Source organism: Bradyrhizobium cajani (assembly GCF_009759665.1).
Classification (GTDB): domain Bacteria; phylum Pseudomonadota; class Alphaproteobacteria; order Rhizobiales; family Xanthobacteraceae; genus Bradyrhizobium; species Bradyrhizobium cajani.
Window position 1 is genome coordinate 47,258 of record NZ_WQNE01000009.1, and the last position, 20,125, is coordinate 67,382.

A 20,125-nucleotide genomic window follows, 5' to 3' on the forward strand; every position below is an offset into this window, starting at 1 on the left:
GTTTGCCGGGGCCCATGAGGCCCCGGCCTTGGCCGATCAGAACTTGAAGTTCGCGAACGCCCTGACGCCGATGCCGGGCATCAACACCTCGTCCTTGTTGTAGGACACCGAGTTGCGGATCTTCTCGTTGAGCAGATTGTTGCCGACGAGGCCCGCATACATTTCCCGCGCGCCGAACACGTTCGGGTCGAGCTTGGTCTTGTAGCTGACTTCCGCCTTCAAGAGGTTGTAGCCGGGCGTGGGCGTCTCGGCGATCTCGGCGACGTTGCTCTGCGGGAACGCGTGCAGCAGGTTGATGCGGGTCAGCCAGTTGCTGTCCCGCCAGAACAGTCCGCCGCCGATGCGCGCCGGTGGAATCCGGGGTACGTTCGTTCCGTCGGTGAAGGTAGCGCGAACGATGTCGAACTGATTTTCAAATCCCCAGATGCCGCCGTAGAGCGGGCCGACGTCGATCTGGCTCTGGAACTCGCCGCCGCGGAAGATCGCATTCCGCTGCGAGTAGACGGCTTGGTTGAGCTCGGCGTCGGGGGCTCCGCACGACGCGAAATCCTCGCCGCACATGACCCCGGTGAGCCGGCGAAAAATGAAATTGTCGAAGCGGGTGTAGTACGCAGTCGCCTCGAAGCGGAACGGTCCCGTCGCCTTGCGCAAGCCGACCTCGACTGTCTTGGCGGTCTCGATCGTCAGGTTGGGGTTACCGATGTCGAAGGTTGCGGTGGCGTCGTGCGCGCCGCGCGAGAACAGTTCGGCAGGCTTCGGCGCGCGCTCGACATATTGCGCGGTGAGGCTACCGACGAGGTCGTAAGGCAGTTGCTGGATGAGCCCGACGCTGCCGCTCTTTGGCGTGAAATGCAGGTTGCGCGCCATGCTGGCCAGAGGATCACCATTGGGCAGAAAATCAGCCGGGAAATTCGGCGTCGATCCGCTCAAGTCGACGTGCTCGATACGGCCGGCGACCTGGGCCTTGGTCGTGTCGGTGAATTTGAGCTCGTTGAAGACATAGCCCGCCTCGCGCATGTTGTGGTTCGGGTTCCAGAGCCCGTTGAAGAGCGAACCGGGATCGTCCGGGCTTGGCGCGGTCAGCTCCTGATGTCCGGCCTGGAGACCGAAGGCGGTGGTCACCTCCGCAAAGCGCGCGTTGAACGGCATGAGCTGCACTTCAACGCGAACTTCCTGCTCCTTGTTGGTGAAGGTCTGCCTGATGCCGTCGCTGTTGAGGTCGGCGGGGTCGGCAAGTCCGATCTCATTGTGCCGATAGTCGGTGGCACCGGCCCAGAAGCGAACGGCATCGATCGCCGCTGCATCCGGCCGGTACTCGCCCTTCATGGTGATCTTGGTCTGATGGGCATCGATGCGGGTCTGATGGTCGGCACCGTCAATACCGGGGATGTGGTACAGCGCATCATTCTGCGTGATCGCAGCGCCAATGAAGCCGCCGTAGAAGAAGTACGAGCCGCCAATCGAAGCACCGTCCGCCTGGCTTGCCGAGTTCGGCTGGCGACTGCCGACCGGCCGGGTGTTGTCGAAGCGGTAGGGATAGCCGGGAATGTAATAGTCGGACGTATTGCGGCCGTACGCGTCGGCGTGGATGGCGAAATTATTGCCGCCGCCATCGAGCAGAATTCCCGTCTCCACGCCGCGATTGACCGAATCGAACGACGTGCGCGTCTCAGCCGTCAAGCAGGGCGATGATGTGGCCGTTGCGAGCGGCGCCTTGGTCGGGAGGCCATAGGTTTGGAACGGCGCGGCGGCGCAAGATGGCAACGCATCCGGAATCCGGTTGTTGGTGGCGGCAACGACGCCGCCGATCGACATCGATCCGTAACGTAGTGCCGCGGGCCCTCGGATCACTTCGACCTGGTTGGTCGCAAGCGGATCAACGGGAACGAAATGGTCCTCACCGAGATCTGAGGCGCCGTTCGCATTGGTGCCGTTCTCGACGATGCCGACGCGGTTGACGTCGAGGCCGCGGATGATCGGCCGGCTGGAGGCGCCGGGCGCAAAGCTGGAGCCGGTGATGCCGGGCTTGGAGAACAGGAGGTCGCCGAGCTGGCCGCCGCCCTCGCGGCGGATCTCCTCGTTCGGCACCACCGTGACGGTGGCGAACTGGTTGGTCACGATCGGCAGCACGCCCTGCTGGGGGGCGGCTGCGGGCGCCGAAGCTGCCGGCGCGGCTTCCGCCGTGCGTTCGCGGCTGCGCACCCGCGCGGTTCGCGTGCCGCGGCCTGCGGTGCGGGACGGCACCACCGCTGCTCTGCGCACGATCGGGCTCGGGGCCGTCACGGTGACGGCGGGGAGCTCGGTCGACGATTTGTCTTGCGCAGACTCTTGGGCGGACGCCGATGTAGCGGCGGCGCCGAGCAGGAGCAGGCTTGCTCCGCCAAGACGCTGCACGCGTCGCAATTCAAATGACATGGTCCTGATTCCATCAGGCGCCGTCCGAAAGAATGTGTGTTGATCGGAGGCGGCCTGCCGTCGCGGTGCGACGGAATTCGACTTCAACTTCTCCCGGACATTCGCCGGCGTGTGGCGAGCCCGGGCGTGATCAAGCGTTGGAGATCAGGAGGCCGGAGGGGCGCGCGGCTGGAACGCCGTGCCGGCCGATTTCAGGTGGCTGAATTCGGCATCCAGGGTGCGGTGGAGCAGCTCGACCGCCTGAGGCAGCAGCAGCAGGGGCGGCGTCGCGAACACGACTGTGTTCGCCATCGCGACCACGGCGCAGATCGCGCAATTGTCGTCGCCCGGCTGCTCGCGGTGGGGGCCGGAAGGCGATTGCTTCTGAACCGCGGCGCGATCGATCGCGGCAGCGCCCTTGGCGCCGTCGGCCTGCTGTAGCGAGGACTGGGCGAGGGGGGCGGCCTGAGCGAACCAATGGCTATGGCCGAACGTCAACGCGAGCTGCACCAGCATCGCGAAGAGCGCGAGCCGGGCGCCGTGCCTGATATTCGACCGGACCCACTTCATCTGGAAACGCCACCCCACATCGCGAGGCGCCAATCCGCTGATGCCGCGATGTTATAATGTAACATCGCAGGGTCGGTCAGCGGATGTCAACCGCTGTCAGCTTGGCACGCGTGGGCCAGCCACGCGATGTGGCGTTCCTGCAACTAGCGCCCTTCGCGGACCCAGGTCGCGGCGAAGGCGCCGAGCAGCAGCAGGAGGCCGATCAGGCCGGCGAAGATCGGCAGCACGCCGACGCCCTTCACCACGCTGGCGTCGCGCATCCTGACCCCCATCCAGCCGTCGCCGGCGAAGACGCTCACTGATCGCACCGGCACGATGCGCGGCAGCTCGACGCTCGTGCCGTCGACCACGCGCACGGCATTGCCGCCGGTCGCCTGTGCCAGCGGCTTCAACGTCTCGGTGGTGGAGGTGACTTCCGAAAACTCCTTCGGATTGGTCGGGCCGACATTGATGAGCGCCTTCAGCGTGCCGTCGGTCGCCTGCCACAGGCCGAGCTCGCTGGCCGGCAGGCTGGCGCGCCACTCGCCGGGATCGCCGGGGCTCAGCGTCAGATCGCGCGAGGCGCCCGACGGCGAGGTCACACTGACCGGCTGAACGCTGTCCGACATGGTCTGGCGCACCACCACCAGGTTCTTGCCCTGCACCTGGAGGCGCAGCGCCTCCTCGTCGAGATCCGGTTGCTTCATCAGCCAGTGCGACATCCGCCTGAGCAGGTCGAGATGCGGGCCGCCGCCCTCATAGCCGCGCGCCCACAGCCAGATGTGGTCGGAGAGCAGCAGCGCGACGCGGCCCTCGCCGAAGCGCGACAGGAACAACAGCGGCTTGCCGTCTGCGCCCGTCATCACCGGCGGGTTGACGGCATTACGGGTATCGACGGTGCGGAAGAAGCGGCTCCAGCGCGGCGGCTCGGATCCCGCGCCCTCCAGCCCGCGCGTCACCGGATGGCGTTTGCCGATGTCGGACAGGTGCGCATAGAACGGCTTCTCCGTCACGCCGACCGGCTCGGCCGGCAGCACCGAATCCAGCGGCGTGCGCCAGATGCTGGTGTTGGAGGCGTAGTCGGGGCCGGCCGAGACCAGCACCGCGCCGCCCGAGCGCACATAGCGCGCGATGTTGTCGAAATAGGCGATCGGCAGCACGCCCTGGCGGGCGTAGCGATCGAAGATGATCAGCTGGAATTCGTTGATCTTCTGCTGGAACAGCTCGCGGGTCGGAAACGCGATCAGCGACAATTCGTTGATCGGCGTGCCGTCCTGCTTCTCCGGCGGACGCAGGATGGTGAAGTGTACGAGGTCGACGCTGGCGTCGGACTTGAGCAGATTGCGCCAAGTGCGCTCGCCGGAATGCGGCTCGCCCGAGACCAGCAGCACGCGCAGCTTGTCGCGCACGCCGTCGATGGCGACGACGGCGCGGTTGTTGACCGGCGTCAGCTCGCGCTCGAGCGGCGAGGCTTCGATCTCGACGATGTTCGGACCGGCATGCTTGATGTCGACCTCGACGCTTGCGCTCTGGCCGCTTCCCAGCGTGCGCTCGTTGATGACCTCGCCGTCGCGGCGGATCGTGACCTTGGCCCGCTCGCCGGAGACGCCCTGGTCGTCGAGGCGGTAGGTGATGGTCTGGCTCTGGCCGACGATGCCGAAGCGCGGCGCTGCCGTGATCGCGATGCGGCGGTCGCGCTCGTCCTTCTGCCCGGTGATCAGCGCGTGCACCGGCGCCTGGAAGCCGAGCGCGGCGGCACTGGCCGGAATGTCGTGGACGCGGCCGTCGGTGATCAGGAACGCGCCGGCGACGCGGTCGACCGGCACGTCGGACAAGGCGGACGCCAGCGCACCGAACAACCGGGTGCCGTCGGTCTCGCCGTCGGCCTGTCCGGCGTCGACGACGCGGACGTCGAGGCCCTTGATCTTCTTCAGGCTGTCGACCAGCGCCTCCTGCGCCTGCGCTGCCTCGCGATTGCGGTTGCCGAAGTTCTGGCTCGGGCTCTTGTCGACGACGACCGCGGCGACCGAGGTGAGGGGATCGCGGTCCTCGCGGGTGAAGGAGGGGTTGGCGAGCGCCAGCAGGAACAGCAGCAGCGCGGCGACGCGCACGGCCGCACCGCGCGCACGTGCAAGCAGCAGCACGAGCGCGATGACGACGATGGCGGCGAGTGCGAGCCACAGAACGATCGCGGGAACAAGCGGCGTGAACGCGATGCCGTAATTCATCAGACAAACCTATCAACGTCATTCCGGGGCGATGCGAAGCATCGAGCCCGGAATCTCGAGATTCCTCGAAGCGCAATTGCGCTCGGAGGTCTGGTCCTTCGGACCATCCCGGAATGACAGGGCGCGTGGCTCAAACTCGTCACGTGCATCTCTATTGCCCCAACCGTTCGATCAGGGCCGGCGCGTGCACCTGGTCGGCTTTGTAGTTGCCGGTCAGCGTGTACATCACGATGTTGGCGCCGGCACGGTAGGCGAATTCGCGCTGGCGGGTGTCGCCGCCGGTCACCGGCAGCATGGCCTGCCCGTCGGGCCGTACCGCCCAGGCGCCGGCAAGATCGTTCGAGGTGATGATGATGGGCGAGACGCCGTCGCCGCCGCGGGCGGGCCGCTGCGCACTGTCGTCATCCTCGTCGCGCGGCAGCGTCTCGACCCAGGTCTGGCCGGTGTTGAAGCGGCCGGGAAAGTCACGCAGGAGATAGAAGGTCTTGGTCAGCACGTGCTCGCGCGGCACCGGCTCGAGCTCGGGCACGTCGAGCGACGACAGGATCTCGCGGAGCGTCCGCATCCCCGGTGTCTGCGCGTCGCCGGGCGGCGCCTCGATCGCATCGCGGGTGTCGAACAGCACGGTGCCGCCCTGCTTCATGTAGGCGTCGATCTTGTTGAGGGCATCCTGCGGCGGCTTGGGCGCCCCCGGCACGATCGGCCAGTAGATCAGCGGGAAGAAGGCTAGCTCGTCGCGTGCCGGATCGATGCCGACGGGATCGCCGGCCTCGAGCGCGGTGCGATTGGCCAGGAACAGGGTCAGTCCGGTCAGGCCCGCCTTGACGATGGAATCGACGTCGGCATTGCCGGTGACGACATAGGCGAGGCGGGTCTGCGACACCGCCTTCATCGCGAACTCGTCCGCGGCGCCGTCGGCACGCGACGGCGCCGGCGAGACGAGGCTCGCAAGCGCGAGGCCGAGAGCGATCATCGCGGCCGCGGCGCGGCGGCGCAGCAGCGCGGCGATCCCGCCGCCGAGCAGCGCGACGATGATGGCGTCGATCAGGAACAGCGCGAGCGCCGTCGACAGCAGCCAGCCGCGCAAGTCCCGCGGTTCGGCATTGGTGTAGGTGGCGTGCCGGGCGCGCAGGCTCGCCGTGTTCAGCGCTGCGATGCGGTCGGCGGCGGCAAGCGTGTTCACGGCAAGCGGTCCTTCTGCCGGACCATAGAAGCCCGGCGGATGATCGGGGGTGGCGCGGTCGCGGTAATCCGCGGACAACGGTTTTGCGGTGGCCGGCGGCGGGCCGAAGGCGCCGAAGCCGTCGAGGATGTGCAGCGGCGCCACCGTCTCGGTGGTCGCTTCGCTGGCGACGCCGGCGCCGGGCTTGGACGTGTAGCCGGACATGTCGACCACCCGCCGCAGCAATTCGACGAAGGTGCCCGACATCGGCAGGTCCGACCAGCGCATGTCGGCGCTGACGTGGAACAGGCTGACCAGGCCCTTGCCGCGATGCTCGCCGGTGACGAGCGGCGTGCCGTCTTCCAGCGACGCCCAGCTCTTGGTGGCCAGCACCGCGTCGGGCTCGGCCAGGACCTGGCGGCTCACGGTGACGTCTTTCGGCACGACGACGCCGGCAAACGGACCGTCGGCGGCGAAGGCGGCGAGGTGCTGCGGCTTCTCCCAGGTCAGGCTGCCGCCGAGGGTGCGGCCGCCCTTGCGCAGCTTGACCGGCACGAGATCGTCCTCGGCCTGCGCCAGCCGGGGGCCGGCGAACCGCACCAGCACGCCGCCCTGGTCGATCCAGGCGTTGAGACGCTCGCGGACTTCAGGCGCGATGGTGCCGACATCGGCGAGGATGATCATCGGCAGCTTCTGGTCGAGGAATTGCGTGATGCCTTGTTGCGGCGAGCCCTTGTCGGCGAGCCGTACGTCGGCGAACGGCGCCAGCGCGCGGGTGAGGTAGAAGGTCGGCGCCAGCAGCGGCTGCGCGGTTTCGCTGGTCGAGCCCGAGACGATGCCGATGGCGCGGCGGCGCCAGCGCTTGTCGAGCAGCTGCACCGCGCCGGCGGAGCGCTCGCCTGATATCTCGAGCCGCGTGATGTCGTTGCGCAGCTCGACCGGCAGATCGAACGCGGCGTCGGTCTCCTTGTCCTGCGGGCCGAGCGAATAGCGCGCTTCGCCGATCGGCGAACCCTTCTGGTCCAGCGCGCGCACGGTGCCCGCGGCGATGCCGCCGTCGGTGCGCAGCACCTTCACCGTCATCCTGGCGGCGGCGTTCTCGGCCGCGCCCAGCGCCAGCGGCGAGGAGGTGCCGCCTTCGAACACGGTCAGGCTGCGATCGCCGATGGTCTTGCCGAGGGCTTGCACGAATTCGTCGCCGCGGCCGGTGTCGACGCCGTCCGAGAGCCAGGCGATCTCGCAGTCGCCGGTGGCGTTCAGGAAGCGATCGACGGCGGCGAGGGTCTCGACGCGGTCGATCGAATAGGGCTTCGGCGCGAGCTGGCGCAGCGCGACGCGCGCCGCACCCGCCGGCATTAGCGTGATGTCGCGGTTCGGCTCGGACAGCGGCACCAGCGCGATCGCGCGGCGGTCGTTGTCGGCATTGGCGATCAGCTCGTCGGCGGCCCTGATCCTGATGTCCCAGTTCGAGGCCGCGCTCCAGCCGTCGTCCAGCATGATCATCAGCGGCGCCTTGCTGCCGGCGAGCCCGGTTTGCGGATTCCAGATCGGGCCGGCGGCGGCGAAGATGACGAGGGCGGCAGCCAAAAGCCGCAATGCGGTCAGCCACCACGGCGTCCGCGACGGCGTCTCTTCCCGTGGCGCGATGTCGAACAGCAGGCGGGTCGGCGGAAACTCGATGCGGCGTGGCCGCGGCGGCATCACCCGCAGCAGCCACCACAGCACGGGCAGGCTGACGAGGCCGATCAGCAGCAGAGGTTCGGTGAAAGCGAGCGGCAGTCCCATCATGCGGCCGGCCCCGCCTTGATCGTCGTGGTGCGGGCGCCCGACTTGCTCACCTGCATGCCGGCATGCAGGAACAGCAGGAGTTCCGCCGCCGAGCGATCGGTCGCATGCGTCGTGAACAGCCAGTCCAGCTTGTTGGTCTCGGCCCGGATCTGATCGCGGTGCAGCGCGAGCCGCGCGGTGTAATCCTGGACCCAGCTCTCGGCGCGGCCGGCGGTGATCGCGCCGAACCCTTCGGGCTCGACGAACTCGACGCGGCCGGAATAGGGAAACGACTCCTCCGCGGGATCGACGACCTGCACCAGCGTGCCATGCGCGCCTGAGCCGGAGAGCCCTGCGAGCGTCGCCCTGATCTCCGCGATCGGCGACCAAAAATCCGACAGCACGATCGTCTCGGCGAGCGCCGAGGGCACGAAGGACGGCGGCAGGCTGAGGCGGTCGGCATCGTCATGCAGCATCGCCTGTGCCATCTTGTCGATGACGCTGCGGCTTGCGGTCGGCGCCATCAGGCCGGGAATGCCGACGCGCTCGCCGCCCGAGACCAGCAGCTCGGCCAGCGCAAAGGCGACGATCAGCGTGCGTTCGAGCTTGGATTCGCGCGCGGTCTTCGAGGCGAAGGCCATCGACGGCGAGCGGTCCGGCCAGATCCAGACCGTGTGCGCAGCCTCCCATTCATGCTCGCGGACATAGAGATGCTCGTCCCGCGCCGAGCGGCGCCAGTCGACGTTCTGCGACGGCTCGCCCGAGACGAAACGGCGGTATTGCCAGAAACTTTCGCCGGAGCCGGCGCGGCGGCGGCCATGCAGGCCGTGGATGACGTTGGCGGCGATGCGGCGGGCCTCGAGCACCAGGCGCGGAAGCGAAGCGGCGAGCGTACGGCTTTCGCCATCGGCACGTCGGATCGCAATGATCTCCTTTGCTGTGTGCCCGTTTTCTGCGGCCATCAACCGATCCGTGTCTTCAACTGCCGGATCACGTCCGGAATCGTGCGGCCCTCGGCGCGTGCCTGGAAGGTGAGGGCCATGCGGTGCTTCAGCACGGGCTCGGCGAGGTCGAGCACGTCGTCGATCGAGGGCGCGAGGCGTCCGTCGATCAGCGCGCGTGCGCGCACGGCGAGCATCAGCGATTGGCTGGCGCGCGGCCCGGGTCCCCAGGCGATGAACTTGCCGGCTTCGCCGCTCTCCGGCCCCGGACGGGCCGCGCGTACCAGCGACAGGATCGCCTCGACCACGGAATCGCCGACCGGCAGGCGGCGGATCAGGCGCTGCGCGGTGATGAGCGCATCCGCGGTCATCGAGCCCCTGGCCAGCGTCTCCTCGGCGCCGGTGGTCTCGAACAGGATGCGGCGCTCGGCGTCGCGATCGGGGTAGTCGACGTCGATCTCCATCAGGAAGCGGTCGAGCTGGGCTTCGGGCAGCGGATAGGTGCCTTCCTGCTCCAGCGGGTTTTGCGTCGCGAGCACGTGGAACGGCTTCGGCAGGTCGTGACGCGCGCCGGCCACGGTGATGTGCTGCTCCTGCATCGCCTGGAGCAGCGCCGATTGCGTGCGCGGGCTGGCGCGGTTGATCTCGTCGGCCATCAGCAGCTGCGCGAACACGGGACCCGCGATGAAGCGGAACGAGCGCCTGCCCGCCGTGCTCTCGTCGAGCACTTCGGCGCCGAGAATGTCCGACGGCATCAGGTCGGGGGTGAACTGGATGCGCTTGGCGTCGAGTCCCAGCGTGACGCCGAGCGTCTCGACCAGCTTGGTCTTGGCAAGGCCCGGCACGCCGATCAGCAGCGCATGGCCGCCGGAAAGGATGGTGACCAGCGTGTTCTCGATCACGCGATCCTGGCCGAAGATGACGGACCCGATCGCATCCTTCGCCGCGCGAATCTGGCTCGATACCTGCTCGGCCGACCGGACGATCCCGTCCTCGAGTTTCTCGACACTTTCCGCCATTCGCTCGCTCCTTCAGCCTGCCACGCGGCTTGCTTGCGTCGTCACGTCAGCACATGTCACGTCAGCACATGTCACGTCAGCACATCAGATCAGGTCATGGCCCCTATGCTAGACTTGCAGGAAGGCCATGTATTCGTTGAATTAACCTATCCCCACCTTATCGGCTTCGGGTTATGTACGGCATCACGAAGTGGCGACCTCCCACACCGGACTAATCCGGAGTGGAACCGAGCACCCGAGTACAACGTAGACCTGCACCAATCGTGCCAAATGACAAAGTCAGGGCAAACCATGGCGAACCAAGGGCAGAGCGCCGATCGCGGTCTTGAGGGGCTGACTGCCGCCGCCAAAAGTGCTGCCAGTGCCGAAGGCGCCAAAAAGGGCCTGCCTCCGGTGCATCTGTGGAATCCGCCGTTTTGCGGCGATCTCGATATCCGAATCGCTTCCGATGGTACTTGGTTCTACTTGGGGACGCCAATCGGGCGCCAACCGTTGGTCCGCCTGTTCTCGACCATCCTCAAGCGCGAGGGCGACAAGCACTTCCTGGTCACGCCGGTGGAGAAGGTCGGCATCCGCGTCGACGACGCGCCCTTCATGGCGGTCGAGATGCAGAAGGACGGCGAGGACAATCATCGCGTGCTGCGCTTCCGCACCAATGTCGACGACTGGGTGACCTGCGATGCCGCGCACCGGCTGCGTTTCGCGCCGGCGGCGGACGGCGGGTTGACGCCCTACTTGCATGTCCGCGCCGATCTCTGGGCCAAGGTCACCCGCGCGCTCTACTACGATCTTGTTGACATGGGCGAGGAGCGGATGGTCGATGGCCAGCCGATGTTCGGCGTCGAGTCGGCCGGCGAATTCTTCGCCATGGCCGACGCGGAGCAGGTGAGGGCCGCGCTTTGAACAAGCTTATCCTGAAGAGTGGTCCTGTCGCACTTGGCGCGCCGGATTTCTTCGCCCGTTCGAGGGCGAAGCTCGGCTTCGACGTGCCGCCCGGCCTCTATGATCCGAACATCATTCCTGCCTCGGGCGATCCCGGCACCGACAAGATGCTCGAGATCATCGCGCGCGAGCAGCCGGTGCGGCCGGCGGCTGTGCTGATCGCCGTGGTCGACCGTCCCGAGCCGACCATCCTGCTGACGCAGCGCTCGGCGCATCTCAACGACCATGCCGGCCAGATCGCCTTTCCCGGCGGCAAGATCGATGCGATCGATTCGTCGCCGCTCGATGCGGCGCTGCGCGAGGCCGAGGAGGAGGTCGGCCTGTCCAGAGACTTCGTCGAGCCGATCGGCTATCTCGATCTCTACGGCACCGCCTTCGGCTTCCGTATCCTGCCGACGGTCGCCAAGGTGCGGCCCGGCTTCGAGCTTTCGATCAACCATTCCGAGGTTGATGACGCGTTCGAGGTGCCGCTATCCTTCCTGATGAACCCGGCGAACCACCAGGTGCACAGCAAGGAATTCCGCGGCATGGCGCGCTCCTACTATGCGATGCCGTTCGCGGAACGCTACATCTGGGGTGCGACGGCCGGAATGCTGCGTGTGCTGTATGAGCGGATTTACTCATCATGATCCGGCAGATTCTGACCGAGATCGGAATCTTCCTCATCCCCTTTGCCGTTTATGCGCTGTTCCTGGCCGCCACGCGGTCCGGCCTGTTCGTGCAGTCGTCCTGGCCGGTCTACGTCGTCGCTCGTCTCGCTTTGGTGGCGCTCGTCCTGGTGATCGCGGGCCTGATCGGGCTTGCGCAATTCTCCGGCGGCGGACCGGATTCGACCTACGTTCCCGCCCATATCGAGGACGGCAAGTTCGTGCCGGGCACGGAAAGATAGGGGCCTGCCGATGAGTGCGGAGCCGTTACTTGCGGATGCGCCCTGGCTGATCTCAGGCGGGACCGCGCGCGTCCTGCAATTGCTCAACGCGGACGGCGAGGAGGCGCGGGTGGTCGGCGGCGCCGTGCGCAACGCGCTGCTCGGTCTGCCGCCCGGCGACATCGACATTGCCACAACGGCGCTGCCGGACGAAGTGATGCGGCGCGCCAAGGCTGCCAGCATCAAGAGCGTGCCGACCGGTGTCGATCACGGCACCGTCACGCTGGTCATCGACGGCCAGCCCTTTGAGGTCACGACGCTGCGCGAGGACACCGAGACCTTCGGCCGCAAGGCCAGGGTCGCATTCGGGCGCGACTGGGTGAAGGACGCCGAGCGGCGCGACTTCACCATGAACGGCCTGTCGGTCGACGCGACCGGTGTCGTGTACGACCATGTCGGCGGCATGGCGGATGCCGCCGCGCGGCGCGTGCGCTTCATCGGCGATCCCGACCAGCGCATCGCCGAGGATTACTTACGCATCCTGCGCTTCTTCCGCATCCACGCCGCCTTCGGCGCGGGCGAACCTGACCGTGACGGCTATCTCGCCTGCATCCGCGGACGCGCGGGCCTTGCGAATCTTTCGGCCGAGCGGGTGCGCATGGAGATGCTGAAGCTGCTGGTGGCCGACGGCGCATCCGCAGCCGTGCTGGCGATGGCCGAGGGCGGATTGCTGCAAGTGCTGACCGGCGGCGTCGTCTATACCGGGCCGCTGTCGGCGATGATCGCGATCGAGCGCGAGCTCGGCCTCACCGCCAACGCAACGCGGCGCCTGGCTGCGCTGACGGTCGCCGTGACCGAAGATGCCAAGCGCGTCGCCACGCGCCTCCGGCTCTCCAATGCGGAAACCAAGGCGCTGGATTCGATGGGGCACCGCTGGTGGCGCTTCGCCACCAAGGATGAAGCCAGCGCACGGCGGCTGCTCTACCGGCTCGGCGCGGAGCACTATCACGATCGCGTGTTGCTGGCCTGGGCACGGGCCGGCGGCGACGTCCGCTCGTCGCGATGGCGTGCGCTCGCCGAGCTGCCGCAGCGCTGGACTGCGCCGAAATTTCCGCTTCGTGCCGCCGACTTCATCGCGCGCGGCATGGCGGAAGGACCCGCGCTCGGACATGTGCTGACGCTCGCCGAGGACGCTTGGCTTGCGGCGGATTTTCCCCTGGAGGAAGCCGCACTCGCTTCCATCGCCGATCAAGCTGCGGCCCGCGTCAGCCGCGATGAGAGACCGTGACCATCGTCTCAGGCTTCGCCGACATCTCGATCCCCGGCGCGTTCCTCGCCAAGGCCTTTGTCGAGCGCATGCCGGTGCACATCCACACCGCGATCCTGGATGCCGCCGTCATCACCGGCGGGCTGGTGATGATCTCGGCGGCTGGCAGGCAGCTGATCGCGTAGATACCCAGCCTTCACGGGCTGAACAAGCTGCCGAGGAATCGCTGCTTTTCGCCAGGCGCGTAACCCTGGGAAGCGCCGAAATACGGTTCATTGTCGCCAGGGTAGGGTGCGGCGGCCCAGGCGTGTGTCGGCGGCCGAGGCGACGCATAGGCATAACCGGAAGCGGGACCTGGTGCGACCATGCCCTGATTGGAATGAACAATGGCATGCCGCCGGTGTGCGTGATGCACTTGCGCCGCGTTCGCAGAACCGCCCAGGGCGATCAAGAGGCTCAAGGCCAAAATAGAACGCATCGTTTTTTCTCCAGACGCCCCGTGCTTAGTTAGCGCTCCGCCGCAGCGGCCCAGCACATGGCGGCCTCACGATTGGTCACATCCCTGGCATCGGCTTGCTGCCAGAACTCGTCTGCGCGTCCTTCGGGTTTGCCCGCCTGCTCCCTCAGTTCAAACGCGCGTGCTCATCGCGGCGCTCGCATCCTTGACGTGCGGACTTTCGCCCATCCTCCCCAATTCAGCCGGTTGCGCGCAGGGAACCATCCGGGCCGATTAACGTTTCTGGGTGAGAGTGGAGGTCCCTCATGAGTAACGAGCGGAACAGCCACCGTAACGCCGTGGTGCTTTTCGCCGTGGCGATGATCATCGCGATACTGGCGGCATTCGTCACCACGTTCGAGCGGGTCGACACGAGGACAGCGAGCAACGAGGCCGCGCCCGGCGCGCTGGGCCTCGCGCGGCCGCACCCGCCGCTGGACCGCGCGCCAGGCCAGCCGGTATCAGGCCACTGAGCGGCCACCTGCCGGTCGGTACCCCCTGGGAGCGCCAGCCAGACCTCGAATGGACGGCTTCCCGGCGGGAGTAACCTCCCGGCGTTCACCGGTGCAGGAGATGAACATGACCCTGATATGGCTTGGTGCGCTCCTTGTTTTCGTCGGCGTGCTCCAGATGGCGTTTCAGCCGATCTGGCGAGGCCGACTGAGTGGCACCAAGTGGCTTCGCTCCGGGGGTGACACGCTGGAGCCCGAACGGCCGGGTAGCGGCTTCGGCATCAAATCGAACTGGCCTGGACTCGTGCTGGTCGCGCTTGGCGGCGCTTCCCTGCTGGCGGCAGCTGCCGTCTGAGTTGAAACGAACGTCGTTGATGCGCTCGGGCGTTGTGATTCTCTCGCCAGCCTTCGGTGCCAAAGCCATGTCACTTCCCGGCCTATGACGTCGGCCGGCGAAGCGCAGCATATGCACCTCAACAAAGGCGGCGGCAGAGCCAGATATCGCCGCGTGGTGCTAGCCGTGCGCTCATTGTGATACAGTGCCGCGAGCCGTAGCCTGGAGGGCAGTCCATGGCACAGCAGCGGGTCGAACGCAGGCTTACAGCGATCCTTGCCGCCGATGTGGCTGGTTACAGCCGGCTCATGGGCATGGACGAAGCAGGGACAGCGCGCCGCTTGCGTGACCATCTAGCGGCGATACGGCCGATTGTCGCAAGGCATGACGGGCGGATTGTCAAGACCACGGGCGACGGCGTGCTCATCGAGTTCCCATCGGTGGTGGCAGCGGTCGAATGTGCGATCAAAGTGCAGAAGCTAATGGCCCGACGCAATGCCAAGCTGATCGCGGAACAGCGCGTGCTATACCGCATCGGCATCAATCTCGGCGAGGTGCTGGTCGAGGGCGATGACATTCTGGGCGATGGTGTCAATATCGCAGCGCGACTCGAAGGAATTGCCGAACCCGGCGGAATCTGCTTGTCGCGTTCCGCATACGAACAGGTCAAGAGTAAGATCGACACCCAGTACGCTGATATGGGTGAACAGCGCTTGAAAAACATCGCTGACCCGTTGCAGGTATTTCGGATCAACGTCGGCTTGGCCGCTACCGCGTCCGCTCCGCCAACCCTGCCATTGCCGGACAGGCCGTCGATCGTGGTCCTGCCTTTCATGAACCTCAGCGACGATCCGGAGCACGCGTACTTCGCGGACGGCGTCACCGAGGATCTCACCACGGCGCTGTCCCGGCTTCGCTGGCTCTTTGTCATCGCCCGCAACTCGGCCTTTGTCTACAAAGACAAAGCCGTCGATGTGAGGACAATCGCCCGCGATCTCGGCGTACGCTATGCGCTGGAGGGCAGCGTACGCACCGCTGGCCAGCGCATCCGCATCACGGGTCAGCTCATCGACGGGGAGACGGCCAAGCACATCTGGGCGGAGAAATATGATCGTCAACTGCACGACATCTTCACGGTCCAGGACGAGATCACGGAAAACATCGTTGCCGCGATCGAGCCGCACCTCTACGCCCAGGAGGGCTATCGTGCCGCCCGACAGCCGCCTGAAAGTGTCGATGTCTGGGGACTCGTGGTCCGCGCCATCGACCTCATTAACAAGTTTGGCCGCAAGCACAACGAAGAGGCACAACGCTTGCTGCGCCGCGCCATAGAGATTGACCCGAACTATGCGCGAGCGCACGCCACTCTCAGCTGGGCGATCTGGTGGGCCACGCTCTATTATTACGTTGAAGACCGCGCCGAGGGCTACAGGCAGAGCGCCTTGCACGCCCAGAAGGCATTGCGCCTCGACCAAAGCGAGCCCTGGGCCCACATGATGGTTGGCCTCAACTTGAGCACCTCCGGCCAACACCAGCGCGCGCTGGCCGAGCACCAGGCCGCCCTCAACCTCAATCCCAGCTTCGCGCTCGCGCACATGGCTTATGGCTGGGCGTTGCTGCGGGCCGGTCGCTTCGATGATGCGATCGCCGAAACTGCAAAAGCGCTTCGCATGAGCCCATTGGATTCCTTTTCCGGCCTTTACACCACGATCCACGGCTTGGCGTTGCTCGCGGCGCGGCGTTTCGCGGAGGCGCTGCCGTATGTGCGGGCATCGGTCGTCGCCGATGCCGAATTCGCTGGGCACTACAATGCGCTCATCAGCTGCTGCGGGCATCTCGGCCTGATCGAAGAGGCGGCGGAATTCACTGCCCGCCGCAACAAGGTCGGGCCACCGCTGAGGGTGAGCGTGCTGCGCAACAATCTGCGCGGCTTCGCTCATTGCGAGGTGTTCGCGGAGGGCTTGATCAAGGCCGGTATTCCCGAATAGGCGGCGTTCTTCAAGATATGGGGGCGAACCGGACACCGAGCCGCGCCTGCCTTGACCGCCGCTTGTGACGCCCTTGGCAGACAACAAGCTATTGATCGACGACCGGTAATTTGAGGCCGGCCTGGCCATTACATTGTGCTATACTGATTTTGCGCCCGGCACGACCCTGTCTTCAGCCCGGAAGCGTTGCACCATGACCGATTATCCTCATCCGGCATGGATCGACGGAGGCCGCTTCCGCGGTTCCCTCGACGATGTGATTATCATCCCGCTTGTTTGTGTTGCGCTCGTTGCAAACAAAATCCTGCATTTCATTATTTCCATTTTGATGCGGCTGCTCGACTACGCCTTCCCGTTCGCAGTGCGGATTGTCTGGCTTCCGCTCTTTGCGGCCAAGCTTCTTGGCAATGTCGTCGTTGCTCTAATAAACAGCGCTTTCCACTTCCTTCCCCTTTCCGAGGCAAAACGCCGACAGTGGCGCATGCGGATCCGCCGAAATTGGTCGTGGTTACGGCGGAGGATCAGCTATCGGGCGTTCGAACAAGCCGTGCATGATGCCTTTGAAAGCGGCATGGCATGGGTGTTCAGAGAATGTCGGCACCTCACGCCGAACGCCGCATTGCTCGTGATCCTGGGCGCGGTGCTTTGGCTCCCGATCTCTCTCGTGGCTGCAACGGTGATGCACGCGGTGCTGATTGCCAATGTCGCCTCTTTGCCCGCTTGGACGCAACTCTTGCATCCGCTTGCAACGATCATCGCCAAGAGCAAGCTTTTGGTGGTGCCGGTGTACCCGGCAGCCTGGCCACAGGCCAAGAAACATCCGTTCGTTCAGCTCGTATTCAGGATCTGTCGAGCCATCCAGCGCGTTCATGCGATCAGGAAGATCAGCTTTCGCTATCGGCAGGTGGAGGTCGCCAGCATCGCGGCGATTGATAGGCTCGAGCGCACCGCCGGCCTCGCATCGGCGGTATTGTGGCTGCGCAGGGCGCATGTCACCGAACACCTCGGCGTCGAGAAGCGCACTCGGAAATTGCGTTCGTTCTTCTCACGATGGTCTATCAAGTTCTCAGCCGAGTACTACGAAGCGAAGGAGCGGCAAGCCTCGGGCGTCCCATCATCAAACGACAACAGCAAGCTGCGACCGCCGAGATGATATCTGGTATTGGCCCGTCCCCCACTTGCTCAGGAATGGGTCGCTGAAGACCTATCCCGGCTACCCGCATGGCATGCTAACCACGCATGCAGATGTCCTCAACCCCGACCTGCTCTCGTGCGATTGATGCCTCCCGCCTATGTGAAGCCCTACGTCAAGCGGCAGAAGAACGACACCACCGATGCGGAGGCGATTTGCGAGGCGGTCACGAGACCCAACATGCGGTTTGTGCCGACCAAGACGGTCGCGCAACAGAGCTGTCTGATGCTTCATCGTGCGCGCCATCTCTTCATCCGCCAGCAGACTGCCGTTATCAATTCAATCCGCGCCTATCTTGCTGAGTTCGGAATTGTCGCCCCTGTCGGGCGCAGGGGTGTCGAGCAACTGCTGGAAGTCGTCGCCGATACAACCGACTGCCGGCTCCCCGAAGTGGGCCGTGTGTGTCTTGCTGCTCTCGGCAGCCAGTTGCGAGCCCTGAAGGCCCAGATCCTGGAGTTCGACCGACGCATTATCGCCTGGCATCGATCAAGCGCGACGAGCAAACGGCTGGACGCGATCCCCGGCGTCGGGCCGGCGCTGGCAACAGCTCTGGTCGCCAGCATTGCTGATCCCAAGGCTTTCCGATCGGGACGAGACTTCTCGGCTTGGGTGGGGCTCGTTCCGAAGCAGAACTCGAGCGGGGGCAAGGACAAGCTGGGCAGGATCAGCAAACAAGGTGATCGCTATTTGCGCAGTTTGTTCACGGCAGGCGCGCTCGCCGTGATTCGCTATGCCAAGATCCATGGCACGGGGCATCGGCCCTGGCTCACTGGATTATTGGCGCGGCGCCCCACCAAGGTCGTCGCCATCGCACTCGCCAACAAGCTCGCCAGGATGGCATGGGCGATGATGGTCAGGAACGAATGCTACAAGGAGCCCGCTGCTCTTACGGCATGAACGAGATCACAGCCGGTCATCCCGGTGTGACGCAACGGTTGGAAGGGCGAACAGCACTAATGCAGCGCCGGTCGATCCGGCGATCAGGACAACCCACTTGGGCCACAGCATCGTCGAATGCGTGCTTTTGACCGGGACCTGATCCGCGGAGGGCATTATGGCCAGCGGTCATGAGTACCGCGCTCGAAGGCCGAACACATGGCTGCTCCGACCAACGCCGCAAGTGAAGTTTCTTCTTGCCAACCCGGAGCCGTCCACACATGGCCCGTAGCCGAAGGTCCCAGTCTGCTGTCGGCACGTCCGTTGCGGGGTGTGGAGCGGAGCCGCTAAGATCGGACGCCATTGGCAGCATATGATCGCCGACCCCACGAGCGTCTCCCGCCAGGGGCCGCTCGTGCGCCAAAGGGGGACACATCGAGTTGCGAGGCAGAATGCCGGCCCTCGTTCACCACATTTAAACCTTAAGATTCTACGAAGAGTACTCACCCACGGGCCGCAGGACCATGCGAACAGCCTTCCTACAGAAGCCATCCGTAGACTTCAGGCGATGAAGGTCTTGCAGACCAGCTGCATCGTGGCTGTTGTCGCATCCGTGGGATTTTATCTGGCCGCCAGTAACAGACCGGCCGCGACGATGCCGGATGTCATGCCGGAAGCGGCAGCGAGCATGGCGGCTCCTGCGAACATGGTGACGCCTGCCGTGTACGCAGAGGCATCCGCCAGACTTGCGGCAGCGCTTCGGGCAGAAAGAGCAGAGCTTGGCTCGGTGACGTCAGCAGGTTCCAGGCCGTTGAGCACCGAAGCCGAGATCGTCGATGAACCCGCCGCGCCAAAATTGGCGTCATTGGGACAGGATGCCGTCCAACCGCTGCCGCCGGAACGCGAGGCATCCGACGATGCTCCGAAAGCGGCGTCGACGCAGGATTTCCGTTATCTGGTTTACTACGTCTGGTCCGAACTGCCGCCCGCCGAGAAACCGGCGGAGATCGTCTTGCGTGCGTTCAAGGACATTCCGGTCGGAACGCCGGCCGAAGAGATCAAGCGCGCTTCCGACGCGTTTGGTCTCGATTTCAATTTCATGATGGCGGTTGCCAAGATCGAATCCGGTTTCAACCCCAATCAACGCACCGGGTCGTATATCGGGCTGTTTCAGCTGAGCCATTATGAGTTCGGGAAGTTCGGCTTCGGGCAGATTCGCAGTCCGCGGGATAACGCCGTTGCCGCCGCCTACAAAATCATTACCGAGGGCGTCCAGTTCGAGTGGATCACGCACCGGACGCCGGACATGAGCGATCTTTACCTGATCCATCAGCAAGGCTGGGAAGGCGCCGCTGAGCACATCAGCCGGCCCGCCCGCACCGCCTGGAAATCAATGTGCGCCACCAGCGAAGGCAAGCAGAAGGGTGAGAGGTGGTGCAAACGCGCGATTTGGGGCAATGCACTTCCGGCCTTCAAGCGCACCTGGAAATCGGTGGACAACGTGACGTCAGAGGCGTTCGTCGGCATGTGGCGCGGCCGGGTCGCCGAATTCTACATGAAATATGTGGCGACTGCTGCGGCGGCGGCAAGCCACTAACTCCGTCGTCGGCAGCGCCCGCCACGTTTGCTTTGCCTTTCGTCGCCGTGGAG

17 protein-coding genes and 3 pseudogenes are annotated in these 20,125 nt (G+C 65.4%); 12 read left to right on the forward strand and 8 right to left on the reverse strand.

Annotated elements, in window-relative coordinates; all coding sequences use genetic code 11:
* Positions 1–36: 36 nt before the first annotated feature.
* The 6 genes from GPL20_RS13480 to GPL20_RS13510 all read right to left on the reverse strand — a co-directional run bounded on the left by GPL20_RS13480 (position 37) and on the right by GPL20_RS13510 (position 10,060).
* Complete coding sequence (locus tag GPL20_RS13480; RefSeq protein ID WP_157329966.1) at positions 37–2,415, reverse strand: TonB-dependent receptor; 2,379 nt, start codon at positions 2,413–2,415, stop codon at positions 37–39.
* A 144-nt stretch (positions 2,416–2,559) separates the two neighbouring features.
* Positions 2,560–2,964, reverse strand: a complete 405-nt coding sequence (locus tag GPL20_RS13485; protein ID WP_157329967.1) for a DUF2946 family protein — start codon at positions 2,962–2,964, stop codon at positions 2,560–2,562.
* 143 nt (positions 2,965–3,107) lie between these two features.
* On the reverse strand, positions 3,108–5,171 hold the full coding sequence (locus GPL20_RS13490; protein WP_157329968.1) for a hypothetical protein: 2,064 nt from the start codon (positions 5,169–5,171) through the stop codon (positions 3,108–3,110).
* A gap of 151 nt (positions 5,172–5,322) precedes the next feature.
* Positions 5,323–8,121, reverse strand: coding sequence for a DUF4159 domain-containing protein (locus GPL20_RS13500; protein ID WP_157329969.1), 2,799 nt, complete (start codon positions 8,119–8,121; stop codon positions 5,323–5,325).
* Positions 8,118–9,062, reverse strand: a complete 945-nt coding sequence (locus GPL20_RS13505; RefSeq protein ID WP_157329970.1) for a DUF58 domain-containing protein — start codon at positions 9,060–9,062, stop codon at positions 8,118–8,120. The genes GPL20_RS13500 and GPL20_RS13505 overlap by 4 nt, the downstream gene beginning before the upstream one ends.
* Positions 9,062–10,060, reverse strand: a complete 999-nt coding sequence (locus GPL20_RS13510; RefSeq protein WP_157329971.1) for an AAA family ATPase — start codon at positions 10,058–10,060, stop codon at positions 9,062–9,064. Before GPL20_RS13510 ends, GPL20_RS13505 begins: the two co-directional genes overlap by 1 nt.
* A 291-nt stretch (positions 10,061–10,351) precedes the next feature.
* On the opposite strand from GPL20_RS13510, the gene GPL20_RS13515 reads away from it, so the two are divergent.
* The 5 genes and pseudogenes from GPL20_RS13515 to GPL20_RS13535 all read left to right on the forward strand — a co-directional run.
* On the forward strand, positions 10,352–10,963 hold the full coding sequence (locus GPL20_RS13515; protein WP_157329972.1) for a DUF1285 domain-containing protein: 612 nt from the start codon (positions 10,352–10,354) through the stop codon (positions 10,961–10,963).
* Entirely contained in the window at positions 10,960–11,631 is a 672-nt protein-coding gene (locus tag GPL20_RS13520) for a CoA pyrophosphatase (protein ID WP_157329973.1), read from the forward strand. Before GPL20_RS13515 ends, GPL20_RS13520 begins: the two co-directional genes overlap by 4 nt.
* Positions 11,628–11,891 (forward strand): DUF6111 family protein, encoded by a 264-nt coding sequence (locus GPL20_RS13525; protein WP_157329974.1) that lies wholly within the window; start codon positions 11,628–11,630, stop codon positions 11,889–11,891. Before GPL20_RS13520 ends, GPL20_RS13525 begins: the two co-directional genes overlap by 4 nt.
* A 10-nt stretch (positions 11,892–11,901) precedes the next feature.
* A complete protein-coding gene (locus GPL20_RS13530) occupies positions 11,902–13,158 on the forward strand; it encodes a CCA tRNA nucleotidyltransferase (protein ID WP_157329975.1) in 1,257 nt (418 codons plus the stop codon).
* Between the two features lie 23 nt (positions 13,159–13,181).
* Positions 13,182–13,322, forward strand: a pseudogene (locus GPL20_RS13535) (sulfite exporter TauE/SafE family protein); the annotation flags it as partial.
* Between the two features lie 11 nt (positions 13,323–13,333).
* Here GPL20_RS13535 and GPL20_RS13540 read toward each other — a convergent pair.
* Together GPL20_RS13540 and GPL20_RS40150 are read right to left on the reverse strand one after the other, a co-directional pair.
* Positions 13,334–13,615, reverse strand: a complete 282-nt coding sequence (locus GPL20_RS13540; RefSeq protein ID WP_157329976.1) for a hypothetical protein — start codon at positions 13,613–13,615, stop codon at positions 13,334–13,336.
* Positions 13,616–13,644: 29 nt separating this feature from the next.
* Positions 13,645–13,770, reverse strand: a pseudogene (locus GPL20_RS40150) (hypothetical protein); the annotation flags it as partial.
* 129 nt (positions 13,771–13,899) lie between these two features.
* Between GPL20_RS40150 and GPL20_RS13550 the strand changes: the two are divergent.
* From GPL20_RS13550 to GPL20_RS13580, 7 genes and pseudogenes are all read left to right on the forward strand, one after another.
* Entirely contained in the window at positions 13,900–14,106 is a 207-nt protein-coding gene (locus GPL20_RS13550) for a hypothetical protein (RefSeq protein WP_157329977.1), read from the forward strand.
* A 106-nt stretch (positions 14,107–14,212) separates the two neighbouring features.
* Positions 14,213–14,440, forward strand: a complete 228-nt coding sequence (locus GPL20_RS13555; RefSeq protein ID WP_157329978.1) for a hypothetical protein — start codon at positions 14,213–14,215, stop codon at positions 14,438–14,440.
* A gap of 215 nt (positions 14,441–14,655) precedes the next feature.
* Complete coding sequence (locus tag GPL20_RS13560) at positions 14,656–16,407, forward strand: adenylate/guanylate cyclase domain-containing protein (protein WP_157329979.1); 1,752 nt, start codon at positions 14,656–14,658, stop codon at positions 16,405–16,407.
* 193 nt (positions 16,408–16,600) lie between these two features.
* Positions 16,601–17,560, forward strand: coding sequence for a hypothetical protein (locus GPL20_RS13565; protein WP_157329980.1), 960 nt, complete (start codon positions 16,601–16,603; stop codon positions 17,558–17,560).
* 25 nt (positions 17,561–17,585) lie between these two features.
* Positions 17,586–17,687 (forward strand): annotated as a pseudogene (locus GPL20_RS39535) (alpha/beta fold hydrolase); the annotation flags it as partial.
* Positions 17,687–18,496: an IS110 family RNA-guided transposase gene (locus tag GPL20_RS13575; protein ID WP_157329981.1), complete on the forward strand. Its 810-nt coding sequence runs from the start codon at positions 17,687–17,689 to the stop codon at positions 18,494–18,496. The pseudogene GPL20_RS39535 and the gene GPL20_RS13575, both read left to right, overlap by 1 nt.
* A 547-nt stretch (positions 18,497–19,043) precedes the next feature.
* Positions 19,044–20,072, forward strand: a complete 1,029-nt coding sequence (locus GPL20_RS13580) for a lysozyme family protein (RefSeq protein ID WP_157329982.1) — start codon at positions 19,044–19,046, stop codon at positions 20,070–20,072.
* The last annotated feature ends 53 nt before the right edge of the window (positions 20,073–20,125 follow it).

Coding starts and splice junctions, on each gene's coding strand:
- GPL20_RS13480 (WP_157329966.1), bottom strand. CDS start 2,415: ATGTCATTTGAATTGCGACGCGTGCAGCGTCTTGGCGGAGCAAGCCTG.
- GPL20_RS13485 (WP_157329967.1), bottom strand. CDS start 2,964: ATGAAGTGGGTCCGGTCGAATATCAGGCACGGCGCCCGGCTCGCGCTC.
- GPL20_RS13490 (WP_157329968.1), bottom strand. CDS start 5,171: ATGAATTACGGCATCGCGTTCACGCCGCTTGTTCCCGCGATCGTTCTG.
- GPL20_RS13500 (WP_157329969.1), bottom strand. CDS start 8,121: ATGATGGGACTGCCGCTCGCTTTCACCGAACCTCTGCTGCTGATCGGC.
- GPL20_RS13505 (WP_157329970.1), bottom strand. CDS start 9,062: ATGGCCGCAGAAAACGGGCACACAGCAAAGGAGATCATTGCGATCCGA.
- GPL20_RS13510 (WP_157329971.1), bottom strand. CDS start 10,060: ATGGCGGAAAGTGTCGAGAAACTCGAGGACGGGATCGTCCGGTCGGCC.
- GPL20_RS13515 (WP_157329972.1), top strand. CDS start 10,352: ATGGCGAACCAAGGGCAGAGCGCCGATCGCGGTCTTGAGGGGCTGACT.
- GPL20_RS13525 (WP_157329974.1), top strand. CDS start 11,628: ATGATCCGGCAGATTCTGACCGAGATCGGAATCTTCCTCATCCCCTTT.
- GPL20_RS13530 (WP_157329975.1), top strand. CDS start 11,902: ATGAGTGCGGAGCCGTTACTTGCGGATGCGCCCTGGCTGATCTCAGGC.
- GPL20_RS13540 (WP_157329976.1), bottom strand. CDS start 13,615: ATGCGTTCTATTTTGGCCTTGAGCCTCTTGATCGCCCTGGGCGGTTCT.
- GPL20_RS13550 (WP_157329977.1), top strand. CDS start 13,900: ATGAGTAACGAGCGGAACAGCCACCGTAACGCCGTGGTGCTTTTCGCC.
- GPL20_RS13555 (WP_157329978.1), top strand. CDS start 14,213: ATGACCCTGATATGGCTTGGTGCGCTCCTTGTTTTCGTCGGCGTGCTC.
- GPL20_RS13560 (WP_157329979.1), top strand. CDS start 14,656: ATGGCACAGCAGCGGGTCGAACGCAGGCTTACAGCGATCCTTGCCGCC.
- GPL20_RS13565 (WP_157329980.1), top strand. CDS start 16,601: ATGACCGATTATCCTCATCCGGCATGGATCGACGGAGGCCGCTTCCGC.
- GPL20_RS13575 (WP_157329981.1), top strand. CDS start 17,687: ATGCCTCCCGCCTATGTGAAGCCCTACGTCAAGCGGCAGAAGAACGAC.
- GPL20_RS13580 (WP_157329982.1), top strand. CDS start 19,044: ATGAAGGTCTTGCAGACCAGCTGCATCGTGGCTGTTGTCGCATCCGTG.